15 protein-coding genes and 1 tRNA gene are annotated in these 16,910 nt (G+C 64.6%); 5 read left to right on the top strand and 11 right to left on the bottom strand.

Features of this window, described 5'->3' with window-relative positions; translation table 11 throughout:
* Positions 1 to 16: 16 nt before the first annotated feature.
* Complete coding sequence (locus tag ATF69_RS18740) at positions 17 to 958, top strand: COG2958 family protein (protein WP_146871917.1); 942 nt, start codon at positions 17 to 19, stop codon at positions 956 to 958.
* 592 nt (positions 959 to 1,550) lie between these two features.
* Here the strand turns inward: ATF69_RS18740 and ATF69_RS18750 are convergent.
* The 6 genes from ATF69_RS18750 to ATF69_RS18775 form a co-directional block, all read right to left on the bottom strand.
* Positions 1,551 to 1,626: transfer RNA gene (locus ATF69_RS18750), tRNA-Thr, on the bottom strand.
* Positions 1,627 to 1,637: 11 nt separating this feature from the next.
* A complete protein-coding gene (locus tag ATF69_RS18755; RefSeq protein ID WP_146871918.1) occupies positions 1,638 to 2,645 on the bottom strand; it encodes a class 1 fructose-bisphosphatase in 1,008 nt (335 codons plus the stop codon).
* A 23-nt stretch (positions 2,646 to 2,668) separates the two neighbouring features.
* A complete protein-coding gene (gene pepN, locus ATF69_RS18760) occupies positions 2,669 to 5,425 on the bottom strand; it encodes an aminopeptidase N (protein ID WP_146871919.1) in 2,757 nt (918 codons plus the stop codon).
* A complete protein-coding gene (locus ATF69_RS18765; protein ID WP_056746407.1) occupies positions 5,409 to 6,083 on the bottom strand; it encodes an HAD family hydrolase in 675 nt (224 codons plus the stop codon). The genes pepN and ATF69_RS18765 overlap by 17 nt, the downstream gene beginning before the upstream one ends.
* Before the next feature lie 9 nt (positions 6,084 to 6,092).
* A protein-coding gene (prfB, locus tag ATF69_RS18770) for a peptide chain release factor 2 (RefSeq protein WP_099730502.1) occupies positions 6,093 to 7,197 on the bottom strand; the annotation gives its coding sequence in 2 pieces (ribosomal slippage) (positions 6,093 to 7,115 and positions 7,117 to 7,197; 1,104 coding nt in all).
* 201 nt (positions 7,198 to 7,398) lie between these two features.
* The gene (locus ATF69_RS18775) at positions 7,399 to 8,307 is read right to left on the bottom strand and encodes an alpha/beta fold hydrolase (protein WP_146871920.1); all 909 of its coding nucleotides are present in this window, start codon (positions 8,305 to 8,307) and stop codon (positions 7,399 to 7,401) included.
* A 157-nt stretch (positions 8,308 to 8,464) separates the two neighbouring features.
* Here ATF69_RS18775 and ATF69_RS18780 point away from each other — a divergent pair, with 157 nt between their 5' ends.
* Positions 8,465 to 9,526 (top strand): aldo/keto reductase, encoded by a 1,062-nt coding sequence (locus tag ATF69_RS18780; RefSeq protein ID WP_146871921.1) that lies wholly within the window; start codon positions 8,465 to 8,467, stop codon positions 9,524 to 9,526.
* A gap of 92 nt (positions 9,527 to 9,618) precedes the next feature.
* Here the strand turns inward: ATF69_RS18780 and ATF69_RS18785 are convergent, their stop codons facing one another.
* Both ATF69_RS18785 and ATF69_RS18790 read right to left on the bottom strand, forming a co-directional pair.
* A complete protein-coding gene (locus ATF69_RS18785) occupies positions 9,619 to 11,043 on the bottom strand; it encodes a M20 family metallopeptidase (protein ID WP_146871922.1) in 1,425 nt (474 codons plus the stop codon).
* A 25-nt stretch (positions 11,044 to 11,068) separates the two neighbouring features.
* A complete protein-coding gene (locus ATF69_RS18790; RefSeq protein WP_121942704.1) occupies positions 11,069 to 12,067 on the bottom strand; it encodes a Bug family tripartite tricarboxylate transporter substrate binding protein in 999 nt (332 codons plus the stop codon).
* 177 nt (positions 12,068 to 12,244) lie between these two features.
* On the opposite strand from ATF69_RS18790, the gene ATF69_RS18795 reads away from it, so the two are divergent.
* From ATF69_RS18795 to plsY, 3 genes are all read left to right on the top strand, one after another.
* Positions 12,245 to 13,204, top strand: coding sequence for a LysR family transcriptional regulator (locus ATF69_RS18795; protein WP_146871923.1), 960 nt, complete (start codon positions 12,245 to 12,247; stop codon positions 13,202 to 13,204).
* A gap of 71 nt (positions 13,205 to 13,275) precedes the next feature.
* Positions 13,276 to 13,767, top strand: a complete 492-nt coding sequence (locus ATF69_RS18800) for an aminoacyl-tRNA deacylase (RefSeq protein ID WP_056063754.1) — start codon at positions 13,276 to 13,278, stop codon at positions 13,765 to 13,767.
* 57 nt (positions 13,768 to 13,824) lie between these two features.
* Positions 13,825 to 14,517, top strand: coding sequence for a glycerol-3-phosphate 1-O-acyltransferase PlsY (gene plsY / locus ATF69_RS18805; RefSeq protein WP_056063751.1), 693 nt, complete (start codon positions 13,825 to 13,827; stop codon positions 14,515 to 14,517).
* A 35-nt stretch (positions 14,518 to 14,552) separates the two neighbouring features.
* On the opposite strand, the gene ATF69_RS18810 is transcribed toward plsY, so the two are convergent.
* From ATF69_RS18810 to ATF69_RS18820, 3 genes are read right to left on the bottom strand one after another with little or no spacing between them, the layout of a single operon-like run.
* Positions 14,553 to 15,572, bottom strand: coding sequence for an HD-GYP domain-containing protein (locus tag ATF69_RS18810; RefSeq protein WP_056063748.1), 1,020 nt, complete (start codon positions 15,570 to 15,572; stop codon positions 14,553 to 14,555).
* A gap of 16 nt (positions 15,573 to 15,588) precedes the next feature.
* Positions 15,589 to 16,359: a retropepsin-like aspartic protease family protein gene (locus tag ATF69_RS18815; protein WP_225581272.1), complete on the bottom strand. Its 771-nt coding sequence runs from the start codon at positions 16,357 to 16,359 to the stop codon at positions 15,589 to 15,591.
* A gap of 1 nt (position 16,360) precedes the next feature.
* A complete protein-coding gene (locus ATF69_RS18820; protein WP_056063745.1) occupies positions 16,361 to 16,846 on the bottom strand; it encodes a YajQ family cyclic di-GMP-binding protein in 486 nt (161 codons plus the stop codon).
* Between the last annotated feature and the right edge of the window lie 64 nt (positions 16,847 to 16,910).

The following is a 16,910-nucleotide window of genomic DNA, read 5'->3' on the forward strand; positions in this document are numbered from 1 at the left end:
AAGAGGGAATACAACTGTGGCACTTAACCTTGGCAAATCGGTCGTCGACTTCCTGACGGCACACCCCGAAGAGAAGTTCTCCGCGCGACAGATTGCCGAGTGGCTCGTTGCGACCTTCCCGGCCGAGTGCAGCGCCAAGAAGGCGAGCAGCCAGACGCTGGAAACCGACGAGGACCTGCTGCAGCAGTTGGTGGCGGAGATCGGCTCACAGCGCCCACGTCTGCAGAAGAAGCATCCCGGCCTCAAGACCACAGAGGGTCGGCCCCGGAAGTACTACTTCTCGGAGAAGTCGGACAGCGCCGAGGTCGCAGCGGTGGAAAACGTCGGCGTCGCAATTCCGGTCGGCAAAGATGAAGCCAAGACCGGTGAACACGGCCTTTACCCCTTGCTGGCAAGCTACCTGTGGGCAGAGTTCGGGGTGTACTCGAAGCGCGTCGATGAGAAACGCTCGTCCAACAAACGTGGGCCGCACGGCAACCGCTGGCTCTATCCGGATCTGGTCGGCATGGAGGTCCTGGGAGCGGACTGGCACCGAGAGGTCAAGGACTGCGTCAATCAGTACTCGGACAAGCGCACCAAGCTGTGGTCGTTCGAGGTCAAGCTACTGATCAACCGATCCAACGTCCGAGAGTGCTTTTTCCAGTCCGTCTCGAACTCATCATGGTCCAACTTTGGCTACCTGGTGGCTGCCGAGATCGAGGGCCAGGACACGCTGAAGGAGCTGCGGATGCTGTTTGCAGCCCACGGCATTGGCCTGATCAAACTAGATGTCGATAACCCGTCTGAAAGTCAAGTTTTAATTCCGGCCAGGGAGCGCAGCGAGATCGACTGGGATACCGCCAACAGACTGGCGACTGAGAACAAGGACTTCCTGGAATACGTGAAGCTGGTGAAGCAGTTGTACCAGACCGGGGAAGCCAGACTGGCAGATTGGGATATACGCGAGACGACGGACTGAAGTGCGTTACTCGATGTGGCCAATGACCTCGAGGCGCTGATCACCGCGTTGAAATGCACCAAACCAGCCGTTGCGCGATTCGGCGCGGGTGCGACTCACCAACAGCGTGAACCCATCGCACCCGCGCGCCTTCGCAGTGCTGAAGTCTGAGGTTTCGAATTTAGCCTCTCACAACAGGGTCGTGGCTACCGACTTCATGGCCGACTCGAACGGGCCCAACAGATTGTCTAGTAGGTTGTTACCGACGTGAGCGAGTTGACCTTGTCGAACAGTTCGCTGACCCCTGGAGCCCTTAGTCGCTCGGCATTCTCGCGACAGGTTCGGTAGTTGCCGGCGATGGTAGCGCAACGCCTGCGGGGGGCCGCATCAGCATTTCAGCTGGGCTCGACAACTCGCTGGCGGTGTGAACGGGCACATAGACGGGAATCTCCTTGATGTTGTTGTCTCCCTGCAGCCACGCTCGTGCTCGCAGGACTTCTGATCACCGTCGTTCCGGTCATCAATCCCGAAATCGTCGTACATCCGCCCTTACATCGAACGGAAAAAGAAAAACCCCGCTACCTTTTCGATAGCGGGGTTTTCTTTACTGACTTGGTGCCGGAGAGATGAATCGAACACCCGACCTTCTCATTACGAATGAGCTGCTCTACCGACTGAGCTACACCGGCTTAGCCTTGGATTATAGCGTGGAATGGTAGCTGGTCACGCGCTCCACCTCATTTTTTGAGCCGAGGATCACGCTGACGCGCTCATGGAGCTGGGTGGGCTGGATATTGAGGATGCGTTGCTTGCCATTGGTGGCTGCACCACCGGCTTGTTCTACCAGCCAGCCCATGGGGTTGGCCTCGTACATCAGGCGCAGCTTGCCAGGCTTGTTGGGCTCGCGTTTGTCCCACGGGTACATGAAGACGCCACCACGGGTCAGGATGCGGTGCACGTCGGCCACCATGCTGGCGATCCAGCGCATGTTGAAGTCCTTGCCGCGCGGGCCTTCCTTGCCCTGCAGGCATTCGTCGATGTAGCGCTTCACGGGCTCGTCCCAGTGGCGCATGTTGCTCATGTTGATCGCGAATTCTTTGGTGTCCTCGGGGATGCGCACGTTCTCCTCGGTCAGCACGAAGGAGCCCTGTTCGCGGTCGAGCGTGAACATGGCTACGCCATCGCCCACGGTGAGCACCAGGGTGGTCTGCGGGCCGTAGATGCAGTAGCCCGCTGCCACTTGCTGGGTGCCGGGCTGCAGGAAGTCGCCTTCCTCCACGCCGCGATCACCATCGGGCTTTTTCAGCACGCTGAAGATGGTGCCGATGCTCACGTTCACATCGATGTTGCTGGAGCCATCGAGGGGATCGAACAGCAGCAGGTATTCACCTTGCGGGTAGCGGTTGGGCACGAGGTAGATGCCGTCCATTTCTTCAGACGCCATGGCCGCCAGGTGGCCGCCCCATTCGTTGGCCTCGATCAGCACCTCGTTGGCGATGATGTCGAGCTTTTTCTGAATCTCGCCCTGCACGTTTTCACTGCTGGCCGTGCCCAGCACGCCGCCCAGTGCGCCCTTGTTCACGGCGTGGCTGATGCTTTTGCAGGCGCGGGCCACCACTTCCAGCAGCAGGCGCAGTTGCGAGGGAATGAGTCCGTCCACCCGTTGTTGTTCAACAAGGTAGCGGGTCAGGCTGATGCTTTTTGCCATGTCAGTCTCTTCTCGGTCGTGGTTTATTCGGCGAGTGCGCGGGTCACTACCTCGCGCACATCGTTGGACAGATCAGGCTTGGCGGCCACACGAGCAATGGCCTCGCGCGCGGCGCTGCGCCAGGGGTCCGCCAGCTTCTTCCAGCGGTCGAGCGCGCGCGCGAGGCGGGCCGCAACCTGCGGGTTGATGGCGTCCAGCTCGATCACACGGTCGCTCCAGAACACGTAGCCCGCAGCGTCCGACCGGTGGAAAGCACCGGGGTTGGCGCTGCAGTAGCTGAAGATCACGCTGCGCGCCCGGTTGGGGTTCTTCAGGCTGAAGTCCGGGTGCTGCATGAGCTGGCGCACGGCGGGCAAGACGTTGCCGCAACGGTCGGGCGCACCCGCTTGCAGTGCAAACCACTTGTCGATGACCAGGGGCTCGTCCTTGAACAGCGCATGGAAGCGGGCGAGGGCCGGTGTGGCCAGTTCGCTGCCGCTGGCCACCAGGGCCGTGAGGGCATTGAACCGGTCGGTCATGTTGCCCGCGACCTTGAAGCGCTGGTACGCCTTGCCAGGCCAGACCACATCGCCTGTCTTTTGCGCGGCAATGCACAGCATGTGCAGCGCCAGGCCACTGAGTGCGCGGTGGCCGGAGGAGACGGGGTCGGGTCGGTAGCCGCCGGTGTCCTGGTTCTGTTCCCAGACGGTTTCCCAGTCGGCCTGCAGCGCCAGTGCCAGCTCTTCGCGCATGGCTTCGCGTACCGCGTGGATGCGCTGCGGGTCCACCACGTCCAGCTGCTCGGCGATGTACGTCTCGGAGGGCAGCGTGAGCACCAGTTCCTTGAATGCTGCATCCAGGGCCGGGTTGCGCAGCACGCTGCGCATCGCCTCTACAAACGGTGTCGACAGGATGGTTTGCTCAAATCGGCCAGTAGCGCCGGTTGTATATGCTTCATTAGCTATTGTATTAATAGCAATCCGCAGTGCCAGGCGCTGCCCAGCTTCCCAGCGGTTGAAAGCGTCGGCGTCGTGCGCCAGCAGCGTGAGCAACTGCGCGTCGGTGTAGTCGATGTCCAGCACCACGGGGGCACTGAACCCGCGCAGCAGCGATGGCACAGGCTCGCTATCCAGGTTGGTGAAGGTCAGGGTCTGCGATGCCTCGGTGAGCACGACCACGCGCGAGGTGGTGTGGGCTGCGCCTTCTGCAGCGCCTTCACCTGCGAGGTGCAAGGGCAGGGCGGCACCGGTGGTGGCATCGATCAGGCCCAGTTCCACCGGGATGACGAAGGGTAACTTCTCGCTTTGGCCGGGCGTAGGGGCGCAGCTTTGCGACAGCGTGAGTGCATAGCAGCGCGTGGCAGCGTCGTAGCGGCCCGTGGCGCGCACGCGGGGCGTGCCAGCCTGGCTGTACCAGCGCTTGAACTGCCCAAGGTGCTGCGTGAGCGGACTGCCCGGGTTGGCATCGGCTATTGATCGCACAAAATCGTCGCAGGTCACGGCCTGGCCGTCGTGGCGCTCGAAGTACAGCTTCATGCCCTTGGCAAAGCCTTCGCGGCCTACCAGGTTGTGCTGCATGCGCACCACTTCCGCACCCTTTTCGTAGATGGTGACGGTGTAGAAGTTGTTGATCTCGACGTAGCTGTCGGGCCGCACCGGGTGAGCCATGGGGCCCGCGTCTTCGGGGAACTGGGCGGTGCGCAGCACGCGCACATCCTCGATGCGCTTGACGGCGCGGGCGGACGGGCTGCCCGCGAGGTCCATGCTGAATTCCTGGTCGCGGAAGACCGTGAGGCCTTCCTTCAGGCTGAGCTGGAACCAGTCGCGGCAGGTCACGCGGTTGCCCGTCCAGTTGTGGAAGTACTCGTGGCCCACCACGCTTTCGATGTTGGCGAAGTCGGTGTCGGTGGCCGTGGATTCGCTGGCCAGAACGTACTTCGTGTTGAAGATGTTCAGGCCCTTGTTCTCCATGGCGCCCATGTTGAAGTCGCTGGTGGCGACGATCATGAAGCGCTCCAGGTCCAGCGGCAGGCCGAAGCGGGCTTCGTCCCATGCCACGCTGTACATCAGCGAGTTCATGGCGTGTTCGGTCTTGCCCAGATCGCCGGGGCGCACGTAGACCTGCAGCAGGTGGTCGGTGCCCGAGCGGCTCTTGATCTTCTGCTCGCGGGCCACCAGCTTGCCTGCGACCAGGGCGAACAGGTAGCAGGGCTTCTTGTGCGGGTCCACCCACTTGGCAAAGTGGCGGCCGTCTTCCAGGTCGCCGCTGTCCACCAGGTTGCCGTTGCTCAGCAGCACCGGGTACTGGGCCTTGTCGGCGCGCAGCGTGACGGTATAGCTGGCCATCACGTCCGGGCGGTCCAGGAAGTAGGTGATGCGGCGAAAGCCCTCGGCCTCGCACTGCGTGAAGAAGGTGCCCTGGCTCACGTACAGACCCATGAGCTGCGTGTTCTTGGCGGGGCAGCAGGTGGTGAAGATTTCGAGCGCAAAGGGCTCGGCGCCTTCCGGCAGGTTCTCCAGCACCAGGCGGGTGCCTTCCATCTTGAACGAGGTGCCCTGGCCGTTGACCAGCACACGTGCCAGGTTCAGGTCATCGCCATCGAGCTTGAGCGGCTGCGCGGCCACGTCGGGGTTGCGGCGCAGCGTCATGCGGTTGAGCACGCGTGTCTTGTTCGGGTCCAGGTCGAAGGTCAGCTCGACGCTGTCGATCCAGTAGGCGGGGGCGGTGTAGTCCTCGCGGCGGATGGCGATGGCCGGGGCCGCGCCGTCTCCGCTTCCGTCGGCTTTATGCAGTTGCAACATGGATGCTCTCCAGAAAGTCGGTGTTCATGAGTTCGGTGTAGTCGCGCACGGCGGCCAGCACATGGGGCCCGGCCAGTTGTTCGGGCGTGTGGGTGCTGCAGATGGCCACGGCACGCATGCCCGCGCGGCGCGCTGCCTCGATGCCGAAAGGCGCGTCTTCAAAGACGATGCAATGCTCGGGGGCTGCCGCGATGCGGCGTGCCGCCTCCAGGAAGATCGCGGGCTGGGGCTTGCCGGGCAGGCCCTCATCGCCACGCACGATGGCCTGGGGCGCGGGTTCCAGGCCCAGGTGGCCCAGTGCGAATTCCACGTTGCCGATGTCACCCGCGGTGCCCACCGCCACCTTGAGACCACGCGCGCGCACCTGGGCCGCAAACTGGCGAAAGCCCGCCACTTCGGAGAAACGCGGGGCGAACAGCTCGCGGTAGATGGTTTCTTTTTCGTGCGTGAGCGCGTCGGCCTCGTCCTGCGACACGGGGCGCCCCAACAGTTCCACGATGCACTCGGTGCCATTGCGGCCCGTGGTGCGCGCCATGAGGTCGGGCACGTCGATGTCCATGCCCCGGCGGCGTGCAAACTCTACCCACGCCTGGGCGTGCCAGGGCATGGAGTCGATCATGGTGCCGTCCATGTCGAAGATGATGGCGTCGGTGCGCATCCGCATCGCTCAGACGCCTTGCTTCAACGAAGCTTCGATGAAAGCGTCCAGGTCGCCGTCCAGCACCTTTTGCGTGGCCGAGATTTCAACGTTGGTGCGCAGGTCCTTGATGCGGCTGTTGTCCAGCACGTAGCTGCGGATCTGGTGGCCCCAGCCCACGTCGGTCTTGGTGTCTTCCAGTTTCTGTTGCTCTTCCATGCGCTTGCGCATCTCGAAGTCGTACAGGCGGCTGCGCAGGCGCTGCCATGCCACGTCGCGGTTGCTGTGCTGGCTGCGACCGTCCTGGCACTGCACCACGATGCCGGTGGGGATGTGCGTGAGTCGCACGGCCGAGTCGGTCTTGTTGATGTGCTGACCGCCCGCGCCGGAGGCTCGGAAGGTGTCGGTGCGCACGTCGGCGGGGTTGATGTTGATCTCGATGGAGTCGTCGATTTCGGGGTACACGAACAGCGACGCGAACGAGGTGTGGCGGCCGCCCGAACTGTCGAACGGGCTCTTGCGCACCAGGCGGTGCACACCGGTTTCGGTGCGCAGCAGGCCGAAGGCGTACTCACCCTCGATCTTGATCGTGGCGCTCTTGATGCCGGCCACGTCCCCCGGGGTTTCTTCTTCGACCGTGGCTTTGAAGCCCTTGCGTTCGGCGTACTTGAGGTACTGGCGCAGCAGCATGCTGGCCCAGTCGCAGGCTTCCGTGCCGCCAGCGCCTGCCTGGATGTCCACAAAGCAATTGAGCGGATCCGCCTCGTTGCGGAACATGCGGCGGAACTCCAGCTCTTCCACCGCTGCGCGCATCGTGGCGGCTTCCGACTCGATGGTCAAAAGGCCGGCTTCATCGCCTTCCTCTTTGCTCATCTCATACAGCTCGGCGTTGTCGGCCAGATCGCGGGTGAGCTTGTCCAGCGTGACGACCACGCTGGAGAGCGACTTTTGTTCCTTGCCCAGCTCCTGGGCCTTCTTGGGGTCGTTCCAGACGGAGGGATCTTCCAGCGATGCGTTTACCGTGCGCAGGCGTTCAAATTTGGCATCGAAGTCAAAGATACCTCCGTAACTCTTGCGTGCGCAGAGCCAGGTCGCTGAGGGTGGTGCCGATGAGGTTGATGCGTTCTGCGTCCATGATTCTTGTCCTGCGTGTTCTGTGGAATAACTCGCGATTTTCTCATGGGACGGGCAGGTGCCCTGCTAATGCCCTTTGTGCCAGACCGCCGCCGGATCTGCGCAGGCCGGCGTGTGGGCTCCGAGTGGCATTCATATCAAAAATGATAGCTACTCAGGCAATATCCACTAGCGCTTGCGAGCGCAAGGACTTCAAATTGCCTCAGGCAGCATCCAAAAACGCTTCGATCAGCTGGGCCACCTGCTCGGGCTGGTCATGGTGCAGCATGTGGCCCGCGTCTTGCACGACCGCGGTGCTGCAGGTGCGCACATGGGTCAGGCGCTGGTGGTATTCGTCCAGGGTGTACCGGCCGTTCCACCACTGGCCCAGGCTGTCGCCACTGGCCTCGATGGCCAGCACGGGGGCCGCAATGCGCTCGTAGATGGCCAGGGCCTCGTCCGCGCGGTACAGCTGCGCACTGGTGATCTTGTGGGCGGGGTCACCCAGGATTTCCCACTGCCCCTGCGCGTTGGGCCGCGCCCAGTGCTGGGCCAGCCATTGGGCCTTGTCTTCGGACAGGCGGGGGTTGGTCTTCATCAGGCGGCGGGCGACGCCGTCGGCGCTGTCATAGGTCTTGAGTTCCTTGGTGCCCTGGTGCAGCTGCTTGATCTCGTCGATCCATTGCGCGTAGCGGGTGGGCGCCTGCGCGGGGCGTGTGGCGGGCAGGCCAAAACCTTCCAGGTTGACGAGCTTGCGCACGCGCTCGGGCCGCACACCGCCGTACATCATGGCCACGTTGCCGCCCATGCTGTGGCCCACCAGGTCGATGGCTTCGCCGGGGGCATAGTGGTCCAGCAGCAGGTCCAGGTCGGCCAGGTAGTCGGCAAACACATAGTGGTCCACCGGTGCACCGGTGGTGAGGCCAAAACCGCGCCAGTCCGGCGCGATGATGCGGCGTGGTTGCCGCAGCGCGTCCACCGTGAACTGGTAGGAGGCACTGACGTCCATCCAGCCATGCAAAAGCACCAGCGTGGGCAGGTCGCTTTGCTCTGGGCCCCAGTGGCGGACGTGGTAGTTGAGGTGCCGCAGCGCCAGTGTGCAGCTGCGCGAAGGGGTGAGGACTTGGTACATGCTGTGCCAATGTTACGTTGCCGCCACGCTGGCGGGGCGCCCTGCGGTGTCACCAAGGAGTCCGGCGTCCGGCAGGTTTTGGCGATCGCTTGTACCATCGCCAGCCGGGGCCGCAGCAGGCCCTGCTTACTTTCCCACCTTCTGGAGCCTTCACCGCATGAACACCGTCCGCTTGGGTCAGAGTGACCTGCTTGTCACCCCCATTTGCCTGGGCACCATGACCTTCGGCGAGCAGGTCAATGAGGCCGACTCGCATGCCATCCTGAGCCAGTCGCTTGCGCGCGGCGTGAACTTCATCGACACGGCCGAGATGTACGCTGTGCCCGCCAAGGCCGAGACCTTTGGTGCCACCGAAACCATCATCGGCAACTGGTTTGCCAAGAACCCTGGCGCGCGCCAGAAGCTGGTGGTGGCGACCAAGGTGGCCGGCCCCTCGCGCGGCATGCCCTGGGTGCGCGAGGGCAAGGGCATGACCCCGGCCGACATCGTGGCGTCGTGCGAGGCCAGCCTGCGCCGCCTGCAGACCGATGTGATCGACCTCTACCAGATCCACTGGCCCGAGCGCCATGTGCCAGCGTTCGGCAACCTGTATTACGACCCTTCCAAGGAAACCTCGCAAACCCCCATCCGTGAGCAACTGGACGCGCTGGCCGGGCTGGTGAAGGCGGGCAAAGTGCGCTACATCGGCCTGTCGAACGAAACCCCCTACGGCGTGCACGAGTTCGTGCGCCTGGCCGAGCAGCATGGCCTGCCGCGTGTGGCCACGGTGCAGAACCCGTACTGCCTGATCAATCGCACCTGGGAAAACGGACTGGATGAAACCTGCCACCGCCTGGATGTGTCTCTGCTGGCCTATTCGCCCCTGGGTTTTGGCCTGCTGACGGGCAAGTACGACGAAAGCGGCATTACTGGGCCCAATGCCCCGCAGGGTGCGCGCATTGCATCATATGAATCCGTGCGCAAACAACGCTGGGGCCGCCCGGAGGCGCTGGAGGCATCGCGCCGCTACAACGCACTGGCGCGTGCCAACGGCATGACACCCACGCAGATGGCCCTGGCGTTCTGCTACACCAAGTGGCAAGTGGCCAGCACCATCATCGGCGTGACGTCGGTGGCGCAGCTGGAGGAAGACCTGAATGCCTGGGGCACCACGCTGTCGCCCGAGGTGCTGAAGGCCATCGATGCGATCCGCTGGGAGCTGCGCGACCCTGCGTTGTGACCGGGGCAGGGCGTGGCCCTGCGAATCGGCAAGATCAAACAAAGGGGCCGTGCAGGCCCCTTGGTTTTTCTGCGAGTTTGTGCGCGCTGCTGTCAGGCAGTTGCCTCCTGCCGGGTGGTGCGCCCTTCAGTCCACGGTGTCCCTTGTGGCTCACCCAGGTCCCAGAACAGCCCGGCCATCACCGCCAGACCTTCTCGTGCCACGGGCGCCAGCAAATGTTCGTTGGGCGCATGCTGGGCGCAGGCGGGGTACGAGTGCGGCACCCACAGCGTGGGCAGACCGAGCTGGTCGGCAAAGATGTCGTTGGGCAGCGAGCCTGCCAGGTTGGGCAGCAGCGTGGCGGGCTGGCCTGCGCTGGCCTGCAGCGAGGCCATCGTCCAGTCCACCCAGGGGTTGTGCAGATCGAGCCGTGTGGCGCCGCAGTGCATGCCCATGGTGATCTCGACCTGGCTGAAGCCATGCGCATCCAGGTGTTCGCGCAGCGTGGCCTCCACGTTCTGCCAATCGGTGCCCACCACAAAGCGCAGCTGGCAGTGCGCCACGGCCTGCGCGGGGATGGCGTTGATGGGCCGCTGCGCGTTGCCCGCGCCCAGCGCCAGCACCTCCAGCGTGTTCCAGCCCACCAGCTGCTCTGCGGGGGTCAGGCCGGGCTCGCCCCAGCCGGGGGTGAGGGCGGGGTCATCGGCGCCGGTGCCAATCACCACGTCCTTGAGGGCAGTGCGCAGCTTGTCGGGCACCGCGGGCGGCAGCAGGCCTTTGACGAGGATGCGGCCCTTCGCGTCCACCAGCGTGGCCAGGGCGTGCGTGAGCACGGTGGCCGGGTTGGCCAGCACGCCACCCCAGTTGCCCGAGTGGTAGGCCTTGTCGCGGCTGCGCACCGCGAGTGAGAAGTTGATGGCTCCGCGTGAACCCAGGAAGAGGGTGGGGTGGCCCGCGTTCACGCGGGGGCCGTCGCTGGCCAGAAAAAGGTCGGCCCTCAGCGCGTCACTGTGCTGCTCGCAGAAGGCGGCCAGGCCGGGCGAACCCGCCTCTTCGCCCATCTCCATGAGCAGCGTCACGTTGTAGCCCAGGCGGCCGCCCCGGGCCTCGATGGTGTGGGCCAGTGCGGCCAGGCTCACGGTGTGCTGGCCTTTGTTGTCGGCCGTGCCTCGGCCATACCAGCGCTCGCCTTCGATGGTGAGCTCCCAGGGCGAGAGGCCCTCGCGCCATTGCGCGTCCTGTCCGTTGACCACATCGCCGTGGCCGTAGGTGAGCACGGTGGGCAGCGCAGGGTCTTCCACGCGGCGGGCCACCAAGAAGGGGCCGCCTTGTGGCGACGGGTTGTCGAGCACCTCGCATTCAAAACCCAGGGGCGCGAGCCAGGGCACCATTTCGTCGGTGAGGTAGGTGTGCAGTTCGGGCGGCACCTTGCCAGTGTCGCTTTCGGTGCGCCAGGCCACGCGGCGACGCAGGTCGGTGGCGAAGCGGCCATCGTCAAAGTAGCGCTGGACGTTTTGAATGAGTTGTTGGCGGTTCATCGTGCAGGTCCTTGTTGGGTGTTCGTCAGTCCACCACGATCTTGGCGCGGTGGGCCAGCGCGCGGTAGCGGCCGATCTCGTCATCGATCATGGCGCGCGTGGCCACGGGGCCCAGGTGCACGGGTTCCATGCCCTGGGTGCGCATCTGTTCCTGCAGACCACTGTCGCGGGTGACGGCTTCCACCTCGGTCACCAGCTTTCGGATGACAGACTGTGGCGTCTTGGCGGGGGCGGCGATGGCATACCAGGCGTCGAACACGGCGTCTGGCAGTTTGAGTTCCTCCACGGTGGGCACCCCCGGCAGCATGCTGGAGCGCGACTTGCCCGCAATGGCCAGGGCGCGCAGCTTGCCGGCCTTCACTTGCGGCGCCGCAGCGGCCACGGTGTCGATACCCAACTGGATTTCGCCGCCCATGAGGGCGATCAGCGACTGGCTGCTGCCCCGGTAGGGCACGTCCTGCAGCTGGATGCCCGCGGCCTGCTCCAGCAGCGCGCCCGCTAGGTGCGGGCCAGAGCCCGAGCCGAAGGTGGCGTAGTGGATGCTCTTGGGCTTTGCCTTGGCTGCGGCGATCAGTGCGTTCAGGTCCTTGTACGGCGCGCTGACGCTGACGACCAGCACCAGGGGGGCCCGGGCCACGGTGGCCACGGGCACGAGGTCCTTGGCAGGGTCGTAGGGCAGCTTGCTGCGCAAGGCAGGGTTGACCGTGTAGCTGGTGGAGCCCGAAACCAGCAGCGTGTAGCCGTCGGGGTCGGAACGCACCACGGCTTCGGTGCCGATGATGGTGGAGGCACCCGGCTTGTTGTCGATCACCACCGGCGTGCCCAGGCGGCTGGCCAGCTTCTGTGCGAGCGCGCGTGCCACCACGTCGGTGCCGCCACCGGGCGGGAAGGGCACCACCATGCGCACGGGGCGCTGGGGCCAGGCGTCGGCAGGGGCTGCTGCCTGGGCGCAGGCCAGGCTGGCAGGGCCGGCAAGAACTGCCAGGGTGGCAGACAGGAAAGAGGCTCGAACAAGGCGTTTCATGCGGACTCCGGTGGTAGGGCCCCGACAGCGGGCGGCGTGGGAGCAATGACCACGTGGCGCCCGCGCAAGGGCATGGGTGAATTGGAGCCTCAAGCCATGCAAGATGGATGCTGGTTTACCATTGCTTGGAATAGAGATTTGGCAACTGACCATTGCCTTTTTGTGATTTAAACAACCATGGCCATTTCACTGCTCAGTCTGCCATTGCGCTACTTTCTGGAGGTCGCGCGCACCGGCTCCGTCAACCAGGCCGCGCAGCGCCTGCACGTGGCCGCTTCGGCCGTGAGCCGGCAGCTGGGCAAGCTGGAAGACAGCCTGGGTGTGGTGCTGTTCGAGCGCCAGGCGCGCGGCATGAACCTGACCGAGGCGGGTACCCGCCTGCTGGCCCACGCCAGTGCACACGATGCGCAGGCGCTGGAGCTGGTCGAGCAATTGCAGGATCTGTCGGCCCAAGGTGCCCTGCGGGTGCGGCTGGCCTGCACCGAAGGGTTTGCGGCAGCCTTCATGCCGCTGGTCATGGCGGGGTTTCGGCAGGCGCACCCGCAGGTGCAGCTGCAGTTGCAGGTGGCCGTGCCGCAGGAGGTGTCGGCCCTGGTGCTGCGCGGCGAGGCCGATCTGGCGCTGAAGTACAGCACGGCGCCCGAGAAGGGCCTGCAGGTGCTGCACTCGGCCATCGCACCCATTTATGCCGTCATGCCCGCACAGCACCCGTTGGCGCGCCAGCGCAGTGTTAGCGTGGCTGACGTGGTGCGCTACCCGTTGCTGCTGGGGGCCGCCAACACTACGGGGCGGCAGCTGTTTGACCTGAGCTGTGCGGTGCAGGGCCTGCGCTATGTTCCCGCTGTGGAGAGCAATTTTTCGTCGGCCTTGTTGCCGCTGCTGAGCGGGCAGGACGTGGTGCTGGCCAGCTACCTCACAGCGGCGCGATGGGTGGAGGCGGGCCTGCTGGCTGCCCGGCCATTTGACGAAACCCAGCTGCAGCAACGGCGCCTGCAGGTGCTGGCAGCCGAGGGCCGTAGCCAGTCCGCCCTGGTGCAGCAGTTCACGCAAGCGCTGGTGATCGCCATCGAGGAATACGGCAAGCGCAAGGTCGGGCGGCGCCGCAAGGCCACCCCAGCGCCTGCCTCGGTGTTCTGACACATTGCCGCAGATTCCAGCACGCTCACATTTGGATACGGATACCATCGGTGCCCTATCCGCACCACACCATGGCCAAGAAAGAACACGTTTCCGAGACCCAAGCCACCCAGCTGCTCAAGGCGAACAAGGTGGCGTTCACCGAACACCCGTATGAGTACCTGGAGCACGGCGGCGCGATGCACAGCGCCGAGGTGCTGGGTCTGGACCCGTTCACCGTGGTCAAGACCCTCGTCATGCAGGACCAGGACGCCAAGCCGCTCCTGGTGCTGATGCATGGCAACCGCAAGGTCTCCACCAAGAACCTCGCACGCCAGATCGGCGCCAAGTCGGTCGAGCCCTGTGCACCCGAGGTCGCCAACCGGCACAGTGGCTACCTGGTGGGGGGGACGTCTCCGTTTGGCACGCGGCGCACCATGCCGGTTTACATCGAAGAAACCATCCTCGCGTTGCCCCGCATTGCTATCAACGGCGGGCGCCGGGGCTTTCTGGTGCAGCTGGACCCGCAGGTGTGTGTGCAGTTGCTGGGCGCCAAACCGGTGCAGTGCGCGCTGGCAGAATAGGCCGCCGCGCGATACAGCCCGTCAGAAGGCTGACCATTTGATTTCCAAGGAGTTGCTTTGACCGCCGTCTATCCCGTTCTTGCCACCGTGGCCGCCTACCTGCTGGGCTCGCTGTCGTTTGCCGTCATTGTGACGCGTGTCATGGGCCTGAGCGATCCGCGCACCTATGGCAGCAAGAACCCCGGAGCCACCAATGTGCTGCGCTCGGGCAGCAAGGCGGCGGCCATCGTGACCCTGCTGCTCGATGCGATGAAGGGCTGGCTGCCCGTGGCGCTGGTGATGTGGTTTGGCCACCCCTATGGGCTCGAAGACGGCACCGTGGCGCTGGTGGGGCTGGCCGCTTTCCTGGGGCACCTGTGGCCAGTGTTCTTCCGGTTTGAGGGCGGCAAGGGCGTGGCGACGGCACTGGGCGTGCTGGTGGGCATCAGCGGTTGGCTGGGGCTGGCCACGGCGGCCACCTGGCTCATCATTGCGTTCTTCTTCCGCTACTCGTCGCTCGCCTCGCTGGTGGCCGCCGCGTTTGCTCCGGTGTACTACCTGCTGGTGGATGGCGTGGTCTGGTATGCCGAAGGCACGATTGCCGCCTCGATCGTGGTGATGGCGCTGCTGCTGGCCTGGCGGCACCGCGAGAACATCCAGCGCCTGATTGCCGGCACGGAATCACGCCTGGGCAGCAAGAAGGCGAAACCTGCCGAGGGCGAAGAGAGCGCCAAGGCAAAGCCCATAGCAAAAGCCAAGGCCAAACACTGATGTAGCCACGCGCCCGGTTGGGCGCGTGCCCTGTGTCAGAGCGCGCCGGGCGCAGTCACCAGCCCGCGCAACCCTGCGCTGTGCTGCGCGGCGTACAGCCCCAGCCGCACCATGGTGCGGTGGTTGAGTTCCAGGCTCACTGCGGACCGGGCCAGGGCAGACTGGATGCGGGGCTTGCCGCTCGCGGTCTGGTACAGGCTGGGCTGGCTGCGGTGGTTGCCGGTGCTGTCCAGCAGGCTGGCCACCAACGGGTGGTTGGCCTTGTCGCTGCGGCGCAGCACGATGGCGGTTTCGCCGTTGTCCAGTTTCACAAACGTACCTGGGGGGCACAGGCCGATGGAGCGCACCAGGGTGTAGCTGACCTCGTCGCGCTGGTCCACTTCTTGTCCCACGATGGCACGCACCGAATCGGTGGCACTGCGCCCGGCGCGGGATTTGCGTGGGCTGATCATGGCGGCATAGCGGTCAATGGTGCCGAGGATGCGGGTGAGCCGGTCTATCGGCTCCTGGTTGGCCAAAGGCACGCGTTCGGCAATGCTGGCATGGTGTTGCCCCACCACGTCCAGCCAGAGCGGATCGTTGATGAACAGGCGTTCCAGCAGCAGCATGCTGTCTTCGGGGTGGCTCTTGATGGCCTCCTGCTGCTCCGCCGTGGGGCGCTCGCGCTGCACGGCCAGTTCGTCCTGCAGGGTCGTCATGCCGATGTTCATGGTGAGTGCCGCCCGCACCAGGCTGTCGCGCTCACGCTGCGGCAGCTTGAGCTCCAGCGCCATGATGTGGCACAGCGTGCCGCACACCAGCGCGTGCGATGCGCTGTAGCCCACGGTGGATGTGGAGGCGTGCTGGAACATCAGGTACAGCGCCGCGTCGATGTCGTGCGCCACCAGGTCTTGCAGCCAGGCATCAAACTGCCGCACCTTGCCCGGAAAGTCCTGCACTTGCAGCGGCCGACTCAGCAGCACCGACAGGGCCGACTCCAGGTCGGACCAGAGGCTGAGCAGGTCTTCGTACTCCCCTTCGGAGTGCGCGTGGGTGGAGGAGGGGTGTGCGGACATTGCGGGTGTACAGGCGTCAGTGGCGCTTTTCGAGCACCATCTGGTCGTTGGTGCGGGTCATCTGGAACTCGTTCAGGAAGCTGTTGCCCAGCAGCACATAGGGCATGGGCTGCGAGGTGATGATGGCCTCTACCCCAAAGACCTCGACGTCACCGATGCGGATGGAGTCGAGCTTCATGCGCCAGCCCTGGGCGACGCCATTGGCAGTGTTCACGCGCACCGGCTGGCCGCTTTGGTAGTTGAGGCCCATGCGCTCTGCATCCGGCCGCCCGATGGCGACGGTGGAGGCCCCGGTGTCCACCATGTACTGCATCACCTGCCCGTTGATGGTGCCGCTGTTCACAAAATGGCCTCTGCCATCTGCCACCAGCAAAATGCGTTTGCCGCTGCCACTGCGTCCGCCCACGCTCACGGGCGCCTCGCCCAGTCGCAGTGTGCGCCGTGCGCCCTGGATCTCCACGGTGGCTTCGTCCTTGGCGACGGCGATGACTTTCACCCCCTGGAACTCATCCCCAGCGCCCACCGCCTTGGGCGGGTTGGCATTCACCACGATCAGCGCCTTGCTGCCCAGTACACCCGCCAGCGCCACAGCCTGCGCATGCGCCCAGGTGGGGCCCAGCAGCAACCCGATGCACAGGGCGAGGAGGCGCTGATACCGGCGCAGCCCTGGTGAGAGCAGCCGCGCAAGGACCGCCCCGCCGCGCTGGCGGCGTCCCCCTGGCTGCAGCGCTCCGCGCTGCGAGAGCGGGGGGAGGGCCCGCAGGACCTCAGCGGGGTGTCGCTTCATATCAGTCGCGGAAGTTGTCGAACGACAGCGGCACGTCCGTCACATCCTTGCGGATCAAGGCCATGGCGGCCTGCAGGTCGTCGCGCTTGGCGCCAGTCACGCGCACCTTGTCTTCCTGAATAGCGCCTTGCACCTTGAGCTTGCTTTCCTTGAGCAGCTTCTGGATCTTCTTGGCCAACTCGCTCTCGATGCCGTTGCGCACCTTGATGACCTGCTTGACCTTGTCGCCGCCCATTTTCTGCACATCGCCCATGTCCAGAAAACGCACATCCACGCTGCGTTTGGTGAGCTTGTTGCGCAGAACATCTTCAATCTGGGTGAGCTGGAAATCAGCATCGCCGATCAGCGTGATGTCCTTGTCCTTGATCTCGATGCTGGCAGAGGTGCCCTTGAAGTCGAAACGGGTGGCGATTTCCTTGGCGGTGTTCTCGACGGCGTTTTTCACTTCAACCAGATTGGCTTCGCAGACGGTGTCAAAAGATGGCATGGTGGGTCTCTATCTCGGGGAAAACAGGTGCAGATATGGGGGCGGATCGCGGGGAGCCAAAAGG

The sequence above is a fragment of the Acidovorax delafieldii genome (assembly GCF_007993815.1).
Classification (GTDB): domain Bacteria; phylum Pseudomonadota; class Gammaproteobacteria; order Burkholderiales; family Burkholderiaceae_C; genus Acidovorax; species Acidovorax delafieldii.